12 protein-coding genes are annotated in these 14,817 nt (G+C 69.0%); 3 read left to right on the plus strand and 9 right to left on the minus strand.

Annotated elements, in window-relative coordinates:
- Positions 1-106: 106 nt before the first annotated feature.
- Positions 107-883 carry a hypothetical protein gene (locus ACFQRI_RS06275; protein WP_380665406.1) on the plus strand — a complete coding sequence of 259 codons (777 nt, stop codon included), beginning with the start codon at positions 107-109 and terminating at the stop codon, positions 881-883.
- 236 nt (positions 884-1,119) lie between these two features.
- Positions 1,120-1,368, plus strand: a complete 249-nt coding sequence (locus tag ACFQRI_RS06280) for a hypothetical protein (RefSeq protein ID WP_380665408.1) — start codon at positions 1,120-1,122, stop codon at positions 1,366-1,368.
- 63 nt (positions 1,369-1,431) lie between these two features.
- Here the strand turns inward: ACFQRI_RS06280 and ACFQRI_RS06285 are convergent, their stop codons facing one another.
- From ACFQRI_RS06285 to ACFQRI_RS06325, 9 genes are all read right to left on the minus strand, one after another.
- Complete coding sequence (locus tag ACFQRI_RS06285) at positions 1,432-3,651, minus strand: 3-hydroxyacyl-CoA dehydrogenase NAD-binding domain-containing protein (protein WP_380665410.1); 2,220 nt, start codon at positions 3,649-3,651, stop codon at positions 1,432-1,434.
- 14 nt (positions 3,652-3,665) lie between these two features.
- Positions 3,666-4,880: an acetyl-CoA C-acetyltransferase gene (locus ACFQRI_RS06290; protein ID WP_380665412.1), complete on the minus strand. Its 1,215-nt coding sequence runs from the start codon at positions 4,878-4,880 to the stop codon at positions 3,666-3,668.
- Positions 4,881-5,111: 231 nt separating this feature from the next.
- Entirely contained in the window at positions 5,112-6,428 is a 1,317-nt protein-coding gene (locus tag ACFQRI_RS06295; RefSeq protein ID WP_380665414.1) for a (Fe-S)-binding protein, read from the minus strand.
- On the minus strand, positions 6,428-7,681 hold the full coding sequence (locus ACFQRI_RS06300; protein WP_380665416.1) for an FAD-binding oxidoreductase: 1,254 nt from the start codon (positions 7,679-7,681) through the stop codon (positions 6,428-6,430). The genes ACFQRI_RS06295 and ACFQRI_RS06300 overlap by 1 nt, the downstream gene beginning before the upstream one ends.
- On the minus strand, positions 7,681-9,171 hold the full coding sequence (locus ACFQRI_RS06305; RefSeq protein WP_380665418.1) for an FAD-linked oxidase C-terminal domain-containing protein: 1,491 nt from the start codon (positions 9,169-9,171) through the stop codon (positions 7,681-7,683). Before ACFQRI_RS06305 ends, ACFQRI_RS06300 begins: the two co-directional genes overlap by 1 nt.
- 238 nt (positions 9,172-9,409) lie before the next feature.
- Positions 9,410-10,252, minus strand: a complete 843-nt coding sequence (locus tag ACFQRI_RS06310) for an oxygenase MpaB family protein (RefSeq protein WP_380665420.1) — start codon at positions 10,250-10,252, stop codon at positions 9,410-9,412.
- A 5-nt stretch (positions 10,253-10,257) separates the two neighbouring features.
- Positions 10,258-11,421, minus strand: coding sequence for an alkaline phosphatase family protein (locus ACFQRI_RS06315; protein WP_380665422.1), 1,164 nt, complete (start codon positions 11,419-11,421; stop codon positions 10,258-10,260).
- A gap of 40 nt (positions 11,422-11,461) precedes the next feature.
- Positions 11,462-12,610: an acyl-CoA dehydrogenase family protein gene (locus ACFQRI_RS06320; RefSeq protein WP_380665424.1), complete on the minus strand. Its 1,149-nt coding sequence runs from the start codon at positions 12,608-12,610 to the stop codon at positions 11,462-11,464.
- A gap of 99 nt (positions 12,611-12,709) precedes the next feature.
- Positions 12,710-13,837 (minus strand): CaiB/BaiF CoA transferase family protein, encoded by a 1,128-nt coding sequence (locus ACFQRI_RS06325; protein ID WP_380665426.1) that lies wholly within the window; start codon positions 13,835-13,837, stop codon positions 12,710-12,712.
- 202 nt (positions 13,838-14,039) lie between these two features.
- On the opposite strand from ACFQRI_RS06325, the gene ACFQRI_RS06330 reads away from it, so the two are divergent.
- Entirely contained in the window at positions 14,040-14,759 is a 720-nt protein-coding gene (locus ACFQRI_RS06330; protein ID WP_380665428.1) for a MerR family transcriptional regulator, read from the plus strand.
- The last annotated feature ends 58 nt before the right edge of the window (positions 14,760-14,817 follow it).

A 14,817-nucleotide genomic window follows, 5' to 3' on the forward strand; every position in this document is an offset into this window, starting at 1 on the left:
TTTCACTCGTTCGTGCTGCATCTGATGCGGCGGGGTCAAGATCGTGTTTATGGCCTCCGATACGGAGTCAGCCGTGCCAACACTTCTGACTCGAGGAGAACGAATCTTGCGCTCCTGGACCACGCGCACCGCCAAGGTGGCCATCATGGCCGCGGGCTTCGCCACCGCTGGTGCCGGCGCCGCGAACGCCGCCGGCACCAGCGACATCCAAAAGCCGGACCTCTCGGCGGTTCCGGACACGATCAACGCCGAGGCTCCGGCCAATGCCTGCCAGATGCAGGAAGGGCCGGCGTTCAGCCCGACCAAGGCACCCTGCGTGGACGCGCAGCTGGGCGCCAACTCGCCCAACGTCATCAAGCAGGTCGGGGCGGACATCACCAAGACCGCCCATGGGGCCGCCGGCGAGCTGCAGGACGGACGTCAGCTGCTCGCCCCCGGCAAGCCGAACCGCGTGCTCGGCCACGTGTTCGCCGAGACCACGCGCGTTTCGAACATGACCAAGACCCGCCCGACCGTGAGCGGCTCGGTCCAGCCCGAGCACGTGGGCGTGGTGCACGAGCACACCGACTCGGCGTCCCTGCTGGACTTCAAGGTCGGCCCGCGCCAGCCCAGCCACGAGGGCTTCTCCGCAGCGGACACCGCCGTGGAGGCGACCGCCGCGCAGGGCTACGAGAACGACCCGATCGCCGACCCGGCGGGCCTTCTCATGCCCACCCTGAAGAACAACCCGCTGCAGACCTCCGGCGAGCCGGTGACGCTGGCGCAGCCGAGCGACGTGCTGCCGGCCACGGCCAACGCGCCGGTGCTGAACAAGGTCGACAAGACGGTTGGTGGCGTCGCCGACGCCCCGATCCAGCAGGTGGGGCAGGGCCTGACCCGCTGACGCGGCGGGAATTCGTTGTTCCCGCAAGGGAAACCGACTGTCCCCTATGGACAAAACGGACTTCGGATCACCCCATGGTGGGAACTTGGCCGGAAACGGCGGTTTGAGTTCGACTCGCCAGCTGGCCGTATCGCAGACTCTGCCGCGCGAGCAACGTGAATGCCTGGCGCATTTACCTTGCACCGCAATGGGATTCACGGCCTTCGTGAAGAAACGCCATCATAAGGAGAACCACAGTGCGTACCGCTGCACGTATCGCCGGCGCGGCCGGCGTCGCCACCGCCATGCTCGCCCTGGCCGGCCCGGCGTTCGCCGACAGCGCGGACAACGAGGGCGTCAACGCCGGTAACGACAACAACATCAGCGCCGTCCCGGTGCAGCTGTGCGGCAACAACGCCGCCGTGCTGGGCGCCGTGGTGCCGATCCTGTCGCCGCAGACCCCGTCCTGCGTCAACGCGCCGGTGGTCGACCACCCGCAGGGCTGAAAGCTCAGTTGACGAAGAAGCGCCGGGCCCGCGAAGGACCCGGCGCTTTTTCTGCGCCCTGCCTCAGGCAGCGGCGGTCGCGTCGACCACGCCCGAATCGGGCTCACCGATGTCGAACGGAGCGCCCTTCTCAGCGCGCTGCACCAGCGATTGCGGTTGCCGGAACCGCTCGCCGTAGCGCTCGGCGAGCTGCTCGGCGCGAGCGACGAACCCGGCCAGACCGCCCGGGTAACCGTTCATGTACTGCACCACACCACCGGTCCACGGCGGGAAGCCGATGCCCATGATGGAGCCGATGTTGGCGTCGGGCACCGATCGCAGCACATCCTCGTCGAGGCACTTGACCGTTTCGATGGCCTCCACGAACAGCATCCGCTCCTGGAGGTCGGCGAGGTCGATCTGGGCCTGGTCGACCTCGGCAGCGCCGAAGCGCTCCACCAGACCCGGCCACAACCGCGTGCGGTTGCCGTCGGCGTACTCGTAGAAACCGGCCCCGCTGGAACGACCCTTGCGGTCGAACTCGTCGACCATGCGGTCCAGGACCTTCTCGGCCGGGTGCGGAGTCCAGGTGCCGCCTTCCGCCTCGATCGCGCGCTTGGACTCGTCGCGAATCTTGCGCGGCAACGTCAGCGTCAGCTCGTCGAAGAGCTGGAGCACAGGAGCGGGGAACCCGGCCTGGGAAGCGGCCTGCTCGATGCTGGCCGGGTGCACGCCCTCGGCCAGCATCGCCACGCCCTCGTTGAGGAAGGTGCCGATGACGCGGCTGGTGAAGAATCCGCGGCTGTCATTGACCACGATCGGCGTCTTCTTGATCTGCTGGACCACGTCGAACGCGCGGGCCAGCGCGCGCTCGCTGGTCTCCTTGCCGCAGATGATCTCCACCAGCGGCATCTTGTCGACCGGGGAGAAGAAGTGCAGGCCGATGAAGTCCTCGCGGCGCCGCACGCCCTCGGCCAGCCCGGTGATCGGCAGCGTCGAGGTGTTCGAGCAGATCAGCGCGTCGTCGTCGATGACGTCCTCGATCTCGGCGTACACCTGATGCTTGATCTTGGTGTCTTCGAAGACGGCCTCGATCACCAGATCCGCGCCCGCGAGCGGGTCGACCTGGTCGGTGGGCGTGATGCGGGCCAGCAGCTCGTCGGCCTGCTCCTGCGTGGAACGCCCCTTCGCGACGGCCTTCTCCACCAGCTTGGCGGAGTAGTCCTTGCCCTTCTCGGCGTTGGCCAGGGAGACGTCCTTGATCACGACCTCCATCCCGGCCCTCGCGCAGACGTAGGCGATGCCGGCACCCATCATGCCGCCACCGAGGACCGCCACCTTGCGGGCGCGGTACTGCGGGACGTCGTCGGGACGACTCCCTCCGGAGTTGATGTGCTGCAGGTCGAAGAAGAACGCCTTGCTCATGTTCTTCGAGGTCTGCCCGCACAGCAGTTCCAGGAAGTAGCGTCCCTCGATCTCCAGCGCGGTGTCGACGTCGACCTGGCTGCCCTCGACGGCCGCGGCCATGATGTTGCGCGGAGCCGGCATGGGGGCTCCCTTGATCTGCTTGCGCAGGTTCGAGGGGAACGCGGGCAGGTTCGCGGCGAACTTGGGGTTCGACGGGGTTCCCCCGGGGATCTTGTGGCCCGCGGTGTCCCACGGCTGGGCGGCCTCCGGGTTGACCTTGATCCACTCCTTGGCCTTGGAGATCAGCTCGCCCTCGGTCTCGACGATCTCGTCGATGAGCCCGGTCTTGAGCGCCTTCTCCGGGCGCAGCTGCTGGCCCTGCAGCAGCACGCCCATCAGCGCCTCGGCGATGCCGAGCAGCCGCACGCTGCGCACGACACCGCCTGCGCCGGGCAGCAGCCCGAGCTGGACCTCGGGGAACCCGAAACGGGCCTTGGGGTTGTTCAGCGCGATGCGGTGGTGGCACGCCAGGGCGATTTCCAGGCCACCGCCGAGCGCGGTGCCGTTGAGCGCGGCGACAACGGGCTTGCCGAGGGTTTCCAGCCGACGCAGCTGCTTCTTGACGTTGCCGGTGGTCTCGGCGACCGCGTCGGCGTCGTCGGGACGCGCCCGGATGAGTTCGCGCAGGTCGCCGCCCGCGAAGAAGGTGCTCTTCGCGGAGGTGATGATCACGCCCGTGATGTTGTCGCGCTCGTCCTCCAGGCGCTGCACGGTCTCGTCCATGCTGCGCTGGTAGCGCGCGTTCATGGTGTTGGCCTGCTGCTGCGGGTCGTCCAGGGTCAGCACGACGATGCCGTCGGCGTCGGACTCCCAGCGGATGGTGTTCTGCTCGCTCATGTCAGATGTGTCCTTCAGCCGATCCGTTCGACGATGGTCGCGATACCCATGCCTCCGCCGACGCACAGGGTTGCCAGGCCGTAGCGCTGGTTGCGGCGTTCGAGCTCATCGATGACGGTGCCCAGGATCATCGCGCCGGTGGCACCCAGCGGGTGGCCCATGGCGATGGCACCGCCGTTGACGTTGACCTTGTCGTGGCTGAGGCCGAATTCCTTCATGAACTTCAGCGGGACGGCCGCGAAGGCCTCGTTGATCTCGACGAGGTCGACCTGGTCGATGCTCATGTCGGCCTTGTCCAGCGCCTTGCGCACCGCCGGGCCGGGGCCGGTCAGCATGATCGTCGGGTCGGCGCCCGACAACGCGGCGGAAACGACCCGCGCACGAGGCTTGAGCCCGGTGCGGTCGCCGAGCGCCTCGCTGCCGATCAGCGCGAGCGCGGCACCGTCGACGATGCCCGAGGAGTTGCCCGGGGTGTGCACGTGGTCGATCTGCTCGACCCAGTGGTACTTCTGCAGCGCGACCGCGTCGAAACCGCCCATCTCGCCCATGTCGGCGAACGACGGCTTGAGACCGCCGAGGCTCTCCGCGGTGGTGCCGACGCGGATGTGCTCGTCGCGGTCGAGCACCACGGAACCGTTGCGGTCGCGTACCGGGATCACCGAGTTGGCGAAGCGCCCATCGGCCCACGCCTTGGCGGCGCGGGTTTGCGACTCGGCGGCGAAGGCATCCACGGTCGCGCGGTCGAAGCCCTCGATCGTGGCGATGAGATCGGCACCGATGCCCTGCGGCACGAACGATGTCTCGTAGTTGGTCTCGGGGTCCATCGCCCAGGCACCGCCGTCGGTGCCCATCGGCACGCGCGACATCGATTCGACGCCGCCGGCGAGCACGGCGTCCTCCCAGCCCGAGCGAACCTTCTGCGAGGCGGTGTTGACCGCCTCCAAGCCGGAAGCGCAGAAGCGGTTGAGCTGCACGCCGCTGACGGTGTCGGGCAGGCCCGCCGCCAGCGCTGCGGTCTTGGCGATGTCGCCGCCCTGATCGGAAACGGGCGTGACGACGCCGAGCACTACGTCGTCGATGAGCGCCGGATCGAGCTGCGGGTGGCGCCGCTTCAATTCTTCGATCAGGCCTACGACCAGGGAGATCGGCTTCACCCCGTGCAGCGACCCGGATTTCTTCCCGCGACCCCGCGGTGTGCGGATCGCGTCGTAGACGAACGCCTCGGACATTGGTGGCGTGCCTCCTCGTTGCGGCAGGTACTCCACTCAGAGTGTGACACCGATGCTGTCACAGTCAATGACTGTTGCGGTACGGACGCGTGCACCGGCGGCAGCCAGGAGGGGAACCTCGCTGTCACACCCGCCGACCTGGACCGCTCGGGAGAAAGGTTCCCTTGCTCGCGCCAACCGACAGCAGAAGGCGGGGCCGCAGCGCGACCCCGCCTTCGTCTCACCGACAGCTCAGCGCAGCAGGGTGCCCACGTCGAGACCGCGGATGGACGCGTCGAGCACCTGCACCGTGTGCGCCATGGACATCTGCTCGCCGCGCCGCTCCAGGGCGGTGCGGATCTGCATGGAGCAACCGGGGTTGGCGGTCACCAGCAGCTGCGCGCCGGTGGCCAGCACGTTCTCGGCCTTGCGGTCCCCGAGCTCTCGCGCGGGCTCGGGCTGCAGGAGGTTGTAGACGCCCGCCGAGCCGCAGCACAGTTCAGGCCTGTTGATCTCGCTGAGCTTCAGTCCCGGAATCCCGCGCAGCAGATCTCGGGGCTGGCTGCGGATGCCCTGGCCATGGGCCAGGTGGCAGGCGTCGTGATAGGCGATGCTCACCGGCAGCGGGTGCCGCTCGGCGACCGGGGAGAGCTCGACGAGCACCTCCGAGATGTCGCGCACGCGCTCGGAGAACTTCTCGGCCTTGGCCTTGTACGCGGGGTCGTGCTGCAGCAGCCGGGGGTACTCCTTGAGCGTGGAGCCGCAGCCCGCGGAGTTGATCACGACGTAGTCCACCTCGGACTTCTCGAAGGTGTCGAGGAGCTCGCGGGCGAACCCGATGGCCTCCTCCTCGCGACCCGAGTGTTCGCTGAGCGCACCGCAGCAACCCTGCCCCGGCGGGATCACCACGTCGCAGCCCTCGGCGGACAGGATCCGAGCGGTGGCGGCGTTGACGTCCGGGAAGAACGCCGATTGGACGCACCCGGTGATCAGACCGACGGTGGCCCGCTTCTCCCCGCGCGCCGGCACGCGGGAAGGGAGCCTTTCCCCGCGCGAGATCGGCGGCGCCAGGGACTCCATGACCTGCAGGCCCTCCGGCAGCTTGGACAGCAACCCGCTGCGCTTGAGCAACCGCCCCAGCCGAGACTTCTGGTAGAGGGCCAGCGGCCCGCGCATCGCCCGCAGCCGCTTGGGATACGGGAAGAGCGTGAAGATGGCGGTGCGCAGCAACTTCTCCCAACGCCCGCGCTCGTGGTTGCGCTCGACCTGGGCGCGAGTTTCGGAGATCAACGTCCCGTACTGCACGCCCGAGGGGCAAGCGGTCACGCACGCCATGCACCCGAGGCAGGCGTCGAAGTGCTCGACCACGTTGTCGGTGAGCGGTTCGCCTTCCAACCCTTCCTTCATCAGGTAGATGCGCCCGCGCGGGGAGTCCATCTCCTCGCCCCACAGCTCGTAGGTGGGGCAACTGGGCAAGCAGAACCCGCAGTGGACGCAGTCGTCGATGAGGTCGCGCTGCGGCGGGTTGAACGCGTCGAAGGCGCCGTGCCGGGCCGGGGTCTCGGTCATCAGATTCCTCCCACGAACCGGCCGGGGGCCAGCCGGTGTTGCGGATCGAACTGGTCCTTGCTGCGACGCATGAGGGTCTGCACACCCGGGGCAACCGGCCCCCACGGGTCAACGAGGTCGAGGACGGCGCGCGGCGCGCATTCCACGACCGCGTATTCGGAGCGATCGCGCAGCTTCCCCACGAACTCCGCGATCGCGGTGGCCTCGGCGGCAGCCGGCAACCCCAGGTGCAGCGCTCCCAGCCCGACCGCGCCGCGCACCAGGACCGGCAGGTCACCGGCGCACTCGGCGATCGACTCGAGCAAGCCGCGCATCGCGGCCGGTTCAGCGCCCACCCGCAGCCCGGTTCCGGCGGGCTCGAAGGCCTGCTGCCCCCACCACGAGGGGGGCTTTTCGCTCACCTCGGCGTCGTCGCCCACGGTCGCGGCCAGTTCCAGCGCACGTGCCTGGGTGACAGAAGGGCGTCCCTCCAGTTGCGCGCACACCGTCAGGGAGCCATCGGACCGAGGCCGATCGATCTCGATGGCGGTGGGCATGGCCTGCGAGGTGCGAATGATGTCCGCGGCCGCGACCGCTTCGGCGGGGGTCGGGCTGGTGACCGAGATCCACCGGTGCTCGGCGGCGACCGGGTGCAGTCGGAACACGGCCTCGGTGATCACGCCGAGAGTGCCGAACGATCCGGTGTACATCTTGCCGAGGTCGTAGCCGGCGACGTTCTTGACGACCTTGCCTCCAGCGGTGGTCACGGTTCCGTCGGCGAGAACCACGGTGATGCCGATCAGTAGGTCGCGAACCCCGCCGAACAGGTGCCTGCCCGGCCCGGAGGTCGCGGTGGCGACGACGCCGCCCACCGTCGCGGTCGGCAGCGGCTGGTCGATGGCCAGCTGCTGGCCGCCTTGGCCGACCACGGCGTTGATGTCGGCGATCGGCGTTCCCGCGAGCGCCCGGACGACGAGGTCGCCGGCGGCGTGTTCGATGACCTGGTTGGCCGGCGAGAGGTCCAGCAGCAGATCGACTTCCTGCGGCGGAGCGCCCCAATCGAGCTTGCTGCCCGATCCCTTGGGCACGACGCGCAGCTCGTGCTCGTAGGCGATCTTCATCGCGGTGGCGGTCTGCGCGGTGTCCTCGACCGAGGCAACCCATTGCGGGCGCACGCCGGCGATCTCGTCGGCCTCTGCGGCCGGGCGAACCCGGTCGGCGCCCAACGCGGCCACCAGTGCGTCGCGCGCGGCGTCTGTGGTCTTCGTCGGCATCAGAACTGCTCCGCCAATCCCGCTTCGGTCAGTGGATGCACGCCCTTGCGGCGGCCGGGCACTTCCCCGCACAGCCGCGGCGTCGGGAACACCTTGCCGGGATTGCAGATCCCGACCGGGTCGAACGCGCAACGCACGCGTTGCATGGTGTCGAGGTCGTCGGCGGTGAACATCCGGCCCATGTACTTGACCTTGTCGGCGCCGACGCCGTGCTCACCGGTGATGGAACCGCCGTGCTCGATGCACAGGTCCAGGATCGCCCCGGAGACCTCTTCGGCTCGTTCGCCCGCACCGGGCTCGGCGTCGTCGAACAGCACCAGCGGGTGGAGGTTGCCGTCGCCGGCGTGGAAGACGTTGGCCACCCGCACTCCGCTCTCGGCCGACAGGCGAGCGATGCGTCCGAGGACCTCGGGCAGTGCGGTGCGGGGGATGACACCGTCCTGGACGATGTAGTCGGGACTGATGCGACCGACCGCGGCGAAGGCCGATTTGCGACCTTTCCAGATCATGGCGCGCTCGTTGTCGTCGGCGGCCACCCGGATCTCGAAGGCACCGTGCGCGCGGCAGTGGCGTTCCACCTCGGCGAAGGTGTGCTCGACCTCGGCGGAAGGACCGTCGAGCTCGACGACCAGCACTGCTCCCGCGCCCTCCGGGTAGCCGCACTGCACCGCCTGTTCCGCGGCCTCGATGGACAGCGCGTCCATCATCTCGATCGCCGCGGGCGTGACGCCGTCGGCGATGATCGCCGACACCGCTCCGCCCGCCTCGTCGGTGGAGGGAAAGCCGGCCAGCAGGGTCTGGACGGATTCGGGCTTGCGCAACAACCGCACGGTGATCTTGGTGACCACGCCCAGGGTTCCCTCGCTGCCGATGAAGGTCCCCAACAGGTCGTATCCGGGGGCCTCGCGCGCCGAGGAACCGAGCTCGATGAGATCGCCGTCCGGGGTGACGACCTCCAGGGCGAGGATGTGGTTGGTGGTGAAGCCGTACTTCAGGCAGTGCGCACCGCCGGAGTTCTCCGCCACGTTGCCGCCGACCGAGCAGACCTGCTGGCTCGAGGGATCCGGCGCGAAGTAGTAGCCCTGCGGCGCGGCGGCCTTGGTCACGTCCAGGTTGATCACGCCGGGCTCGACCACGGCCCGCTCGTTGGCCGCGTCGATCTCGAGGATGCGGCGCATCTTCGAGGTCACCACCAGCACCCCGGAGGAGTGCGGCAACGCCCCGCCGGAAAGCCCGGTGCCCGCCCCGCGCGCCACGAAGGGAACACCGTGCCTGGCGCAGGTCTTGACCACCTGCTGAACCTGCTCGGCCGTTTCGGGCAGCACCACCACGGCGGGCACGACCCGATGACTGGCCAGGCCGTCGCACTCGTAGGTCCGCAAACGCTGGGGATCGGTGATGACAGCGCCATCCGGCAGCGCCGCCCGGAACTCGCGCACCGCTGCATCGGGCAGGGTCCGCGAATCGGGTTCGAGACTCGTCGACGGCATCGTCAGCCTCCCGAAAGAACTTCCACTTCGCGAAAAAGCAGTTCCACTAGCGGAAACCCTAGGTTGTTTACAACATAGATACAAGAGTTCGACAAGAAGAGCCTGCTCGTCTCAATTGTGACCCTGCGGATGCGCGGAGACGACCGCCGAAGACTTACCAGGGAATACTTCTTCCCGCTCGACAGGAAGGTTCCCTTCCACGACCACGGGTTCGTGCGAGGAAGGTTCCCCTCCTGCTCTACCGCTCGGGCAGCTTCGTCAACGACGGGTAGGCCTGCGGGCCCAGCCGCTGCACCGCACGCGGCACGTGACCGCTGGGCCACCGATACCGGATCCGATCCGGGACAGCCCGGCCCGCGGCGCGGAAGCCGCGCAGCCCCGCTCTCGCGACCGACCGCGGCAGGCCGCGTCGCCCGTGCAACGCCTTGGCCCAGTCCGGAAGCTGCGCGTACGCCAACCGCCCCAGCGGCTGGTAGCCGAGATTGACCGGCCGCAGGTACCAGCGGTTGAAGGGATGGTGCAGGAACCGCACCACCAGCTCGGAGTCGTCGGTGCGCGCCAGCTCGGGGCGAACGCGCTGGAAGTACTCGTTCATCTCCGCCCGCGACCCGGGAACCCGCTCGGGGTCGAGACCGACCAACGCAGCGGAGCGCCGCTGCTCGTCGAGGTAGCGGTCGTGGGCGTCGTCGGTTAGCGGGAAGCCCGCGGCCCGCACCACCGCGGAGAAGGACGCGACTTCCGCGCAGTGCACCCACAGCAGCAGGTCCGGGTCGTCCAGGTGGATCGGCTCTCCTGTGCGCGGGTCGGTCGCGCTCAACGTGCGATGCACCTTGCGGACCCGCGCAGCCGCCGATTCGGCTTCCTCCGTGGTGCCGTAGGTGCTCACGCCCACGAACCTGCCCGTGCGGAGCAACCTGCCCACCGGGTCCTGCTGGAAGCGCGAGTTCTGCACGACCGCGGCCACCGCACGCGGATGCAGCGATTGCAGGAACAGGCTGGTGATCCCGGCGGCCCACATGGTCGGATCGGCGTGCAGGTGCCACGTGACCGTGTTCGGCCCGAACAGGCCCGGGTCAGCCATGGTGCTCAGCCCCCTGCGACCAGGATCGGGATCAGCTGTTCCTCGGCAGTGAGCGAGCCGTGGTGGCCGCGCATCGCCGACTCCCCCGGCTCGGCGAGCGAGCGAACCACCCCGCCGGCGCGCATGATCGCCAACACGTCACCGATCCGCTCCCGCGCCGCGTCGGTGACCACCGGGCCGAACCACCCCTCTTCGATGACCTGCTCACCGGTGAGCACGATGCCGTGCTCACCGATCGTCTCCCGCCAAGCCGCGAGCACCGCCTCGCGCGCACCGGGCTCGACGTAGACGTGGCGGACCCGGGCTTCGCCGCCGAGCAACCGGACCCCGTCCTGCAGCACCTGATCGGTATCGGCGTCGAACGCCTCGGAGGGCTCCAGGGAAACCATGCCGTGATCTGCGACGACGACCAGCACCGCGCCAGGAGCTAGCTGCTCGGCGACTGCCTGCACCAATCGATCGATCTGCCCCAGCTGCAACCGCCACTGCGGGGAGCCGGGGCCGTGCAGGTGCCCCATCATGTCCAGCCCGCCGTGGTAGCCGTAGCAGAGCGTGGTGCTGTCGGCGTTGGCCGCGTCGATCAGTTCCGCCGCCAGATCGCCGAACTCCAGCACGCCGCGGAAGGCACCGCCGCGCAACGATGCCCGGGTGAAGCCGGTGCCGCGGAACTGCGCGGGCACCGCGGTGCGGACGTCGACCCCCGCGGCCGCGGCGGCCTCCAGCACGGTGCGGGCGGGCTGAACCTGCTCGGGCGGCCACTCCTCGATCAGACTCCGCCGGTTCCCGTTGGCATCGGCCGATGTTCCGTGCGTGCTCCACCGCAACGAGTGCAGCAAGCCGCCGCTCGGCTCGGCGAACGAGGTACCCACCAGCCCGTGCTCGCCTGCGCAGAGCCCGGTGCCCAACGAGGTGATGCTGGTGACCGTCGTCGTGGGAAAGCCCGCGGTCAGCGGGGGTGCGCCGAGCAGGCCGACCAGGAAGGGCGCGTCGGCGGCGTGCTCGCGGAGCAGCTGTTCTCCGAGACCGTCCACGAGCAGCACGCAAGCCGTGCGGCACGGCGGGAGGCCGATGGTGTCGACGAACCCGTCGACGCCCAGAGCGGCCAGCGTCGACGGCACGACATCGCGCAGCGCGCGGCCCGCGCCGTCCGGAGCGACGATCCAGTCCACGCCACAAGCCTCCTCGCCATGGCCGCCGCGCGCCCGCGGCTCAGAACCCCATGGAACGGCCGATGATCTCCTTCATGATCTCCGTGGTGCCGCCGTAGATCGTCTGGACCCGCGAGTCCAGGAAGGCCTTGGCCACCGGGTACTCGGTCATGTACCCGAACCCGCCGTGCAACTGCAGGCAGCGATCCACCACGCGCTTGTTGAGCTCGCTGAGCCACCACTTGGCCATCGCGGCGTGCTCGATATCCAGTTCACCGCGGACGTGCTCCTGCACGCAACGGTCCGTGAAGACCCGCCCGATCTCGACCTCGGTCGCCATCTCGGCCAGCTCGAAGCGGGTGTTCTGGAACTTGCCGATGGGACGACCGAACGCGGTGCGCTCGCGGCAGTAGTCCTTGGTGAAGCCGAGGACCTTCTCCGCGGTGGCCGCGGAAGCGATCGCGATCGACAGCCGCTCCTGCGGCAGGTTCTGCATCAGGTAGATGAAGCCCTGCCCCTCCTCGCCGAGGAGGTTCTCGGCGGGCACCCGCACGTCGTTGAAGAACAGCTCGGCGGTGTCCTGCGCCTTCTGCCCGATCTTGTCGAGGTTTCGCCCGCGCTCGAAGCCTTCCATGCCGCGCTCGACGACCAGCAGGCTGATGCCGTGGTGCCCGGCCTCCGGGTCCGGGTCGGTGCGCGCGACCACGATGACCAGGTCCGACATGATGCCGTTGGAGATGAAGGTCTTCTGCCCGTTGAGCACGTAGTGGTCACCGTCGCGGATCGCGGTGGTGCGAATGCCCTGGAGGTCGCTTCCCGCGCCCGGCTCGGTCATCGCGATCGCGCTGATCGTCTCGCCGCTGCAGAAGCCCGGCAGCCAACGCTGCTTCTGCTCCTCGGTGGCCAGCTTCATCAGGTAGGGCGCGACGATGTCGTTGTGCAGCGGGGAACCGAACCCGGAGATCCCGCCGGAGACGAGCTCTTCGTTGAACACGACGTTGAACCGGAAGTCGTCGACTCCCCCACCGCCGTAGTCCTCGTCGACGGCGAAGCCCAGCAGCCCCTGCGCCCCCGCGGCCAACCAGGCATCCCGGCTGACCTGACCGGCCTCTTCCCACTCGGCGGTGTGCGGCTGGAGCTCCTTGGCGACGAACGTGCGAACGGTCTCGCGGAACGCCTCGTGCTCGGGCTCGAACAACTCCCTGCGCATGGCTACGCGTCCTTCCGGGTCGTTGGGCAGAACGAGGAAGGGAACCTTCCTGTCAATCTCGGGTCGGACAGCTCCGGCGCGAACGTGGGAGCTTTCCTGTCATTGCGCCGCACGCATCGCACCGGAGTCCAGGTATTCCTGCGCCAGCCCCCAGTCCCGCAGCACCTGCTCGGTGTGCGCTCCGGGCGCTGCGATCTCGCCCGGATCCGGGTTGGGCGTGCGGCTGAAGCGCGGGGCGGGTGCGGGTTGCAGCGTGCCGTCGCGGCGCACCAGGGTTCGTCGCGCGGCCATGTGCGGGTGGTCCTCGGCTTCGGTCATCGACAGCACCGGGGCGACGCAGGCATCGGACTCGGCGAAGATCTCGGCCCACTCGTCGCGGGTGCGCTGCTTGAAGGTCGCCGCGAGCACCTCGCGCAACTTCGGCCATTCGGCAGCGTCGTCGCGGTCGGAAACTCGGTCGGCGATGCCGAGCTTGTCGATCAGTTCGGCGTAGAACTGCGGTTCCAACGCGCCGACGGAGACGTACCGCCCGTCCGACGTCTCGTAGACGTCGTAGTAAGGAGCCCCGGTGTCCAGGAGGTTCGTTCCCCGATCGGTGCTCCAGCCCCCCGCGCCGAGGAAGCCGAACAGCATCGCGCCCAGGTGCGTCGTGCCGTCCACGATCGCGGCATCGACGACTTGCCCCTCGCCGCTGGTGCGCGCTTCGAGCAGAGCGGCGAGCACACCGACGGCCAGGTACATCGCTCCGCCGCCGAAGTCTCCGACGAGGTTGGCCGGCACCTGGGGCGGCCCGTCCTTGCGGCCGATGGCGTGCAGCATGCCGGTCAGCGAGATGTAGCCGATGTCGTGACCCGCTGTGGACGCCAACGGGCCCTCCTGCCCCCAGCCGGTCATGCGGCCGTAGACCAGCGCGGGATTGGCCTTCCAGCAGTCCTCCGGCCCGACACCGAGCCTTTCGGTCACCCCCGGGCGCAGGCCTTCGAGCAGCACCTCGGCCTTCTCGGCCAGCCCCAGCACTGCTTGAGGTCCCTGCTCGTGCTTGAGGTCCACCTGCACGGACCGTTTTCCCCGGTTGAGCAGGTCCTGGCCTGCCGGGGCATTGGGCCGGTCCACCCGGACGACATCTGCGCCCAGGTCGGCGAGCAGCATCGCGCAGAACGGAGCCGGGCCCAGCCCGGCCAGCTCGACGACCTTGACCCCGGCAAGCGGACCGCTCTGCGACGTCACACCAACTCCTCTTCTCCGGCGCGGCCTGGCCGTCCCCGTTCAACGACGCCCCTCGCGCGCGAGGCTGTGTCGCGCGACACACGAATCGCGACGCACTTAGTGTTACACAGTTGGTGTCATAGACGTCAAGGTTCGCGAAGCCCCGCACCGGAGCTATGTGACATCGTTGGTGTTACAGCAGCCGGGGAGTAACGTGACGGGCATGCTCCGAACAGCGGACGAAGAGCTCACCATCGACGAACTGGCCGCCCGCGCCGGAGTGACCGTGCGTACGGTGCGGTTCTACTCGTCGCGCGGCCTGCTGCCGGCGCCACGCCTGCGCGGCCGCCTGGGCTTGTACGGCGCCGAGCACCTGGCGCGCCTGGAGCTGATCCGCGAGCTGCAGACCCTCGGGTTCACGCTCCAGGCGATCGAGCGCCACCTGCAGCGACTGCCCGAGGACGCTTCGCCCGACGAACTCGCGTTGCAGCGCGCGCTGATCGCGCCGTGGACCGATGAGCACGTCGAAGACCTCGACCGCCACGAGCTCGACCGCCGCGCCGGACAGCACCTCGACGACGATCTGATCAACCAGCTCGTGGAGCTGGGAATCCTGGAGCGCATCGAGGGCTCCGACGACCTGCGCCTGCCGAGCCCGGCGATGCTGGGCGTGGGCCTGCAGATCCTCAACCTCGGGCTGCCGCTGGAGATGCTTGTGCAGGCCAAGGACATCGTCGAGCAGCACACCGCGCAGATCGCCACCGAGCTGCGCGAGCTGTTCGCCACCAACGTGCTGCGCCCCTACATGGAGCACGGCCGCCCGGACGACGAGCGGGAACGGGTGCGCGCGGCCACCGACCAGCTGCGGCCGCTGACGATCCAAGTTCTGGTCAACGGCTTCCAGCGCGCGGTCAACGACGTGATTCGGACCCACGTGCGCTGATCCGCAGAAGGGCACCTTCCTGTCAACGCCGCGGGCGACGACGGGCACCGCACCCGCG

Origin of the sequence: Saccharopolyspora griseoalba (assembly GCF_042665275.1) — a bacterium.
GTDB classification, from domain to species: Bacteria; Actinomycetota; Actinomycetes; order Mycobacteriales; family Pseudonocardiaceae; genus Saccharopolyspora; species Saccharopolyspora griseoalba.

Coding starts and splice junctions, on each gene's coding strand:
- ACFQRI_RS06295 (WP_380665414.1), bottom strand. CDS start 6,428: ATGACCGAGACCCCGGCCCGGCACGGCGCCTTCGACGCGTTCAACCCG.
- ACFQRI_RS06310 (WP_380665420.1), bottom strand. CDS start 10,252: ATGGCTGACCCGGGCCTGTTCGGGCCGAACACGGTCACGTGGCACCTG.
- ACFQRI_RS06320 (WP_380665424.1), bottom strand. CDS start 12,610: ATGCGCAGGGAGTTGTTCGAGCCCGAGCACGAGGCGTTCCGCGAGACC.
- ACFQRI_RS06300 (WP_380665416.1), bottom strand. CDS start 7,681: ATGCCGACGAAGACCACAGACGCCGCGCGCGACGCACTGGTGGCCGCG.
- ACFQRI_RS06285 (WP_380665410.1), bottom strand. CDS start 3,651: ATGAGCGAGCAGAACACCATCCGCTGGGAGTCCGACGCCGACGGCATC.
- ACFQRI_RS06330 (WP_380665428.1), top strand. CDS start 14,040: ATGCTCCGAACAGCGGACGAAGAGCTCACCATCGACGAACTGGCCGCC.
- ACFQRI_RS06290 (WP_380665412.1), bottom strand. CDS start 4,880: ATGTCCGAGGCGTTCGTCTACGACGCGATCCGCACACCGCGGGGTCGC.
- ACFQRI_RS06305 (WP_380665418.1), bottom strand. CDS start 9,171: ATGCCGTCGACGAGTCTCGAACCCGATTCGCGGACCCTGCCCGATGCA.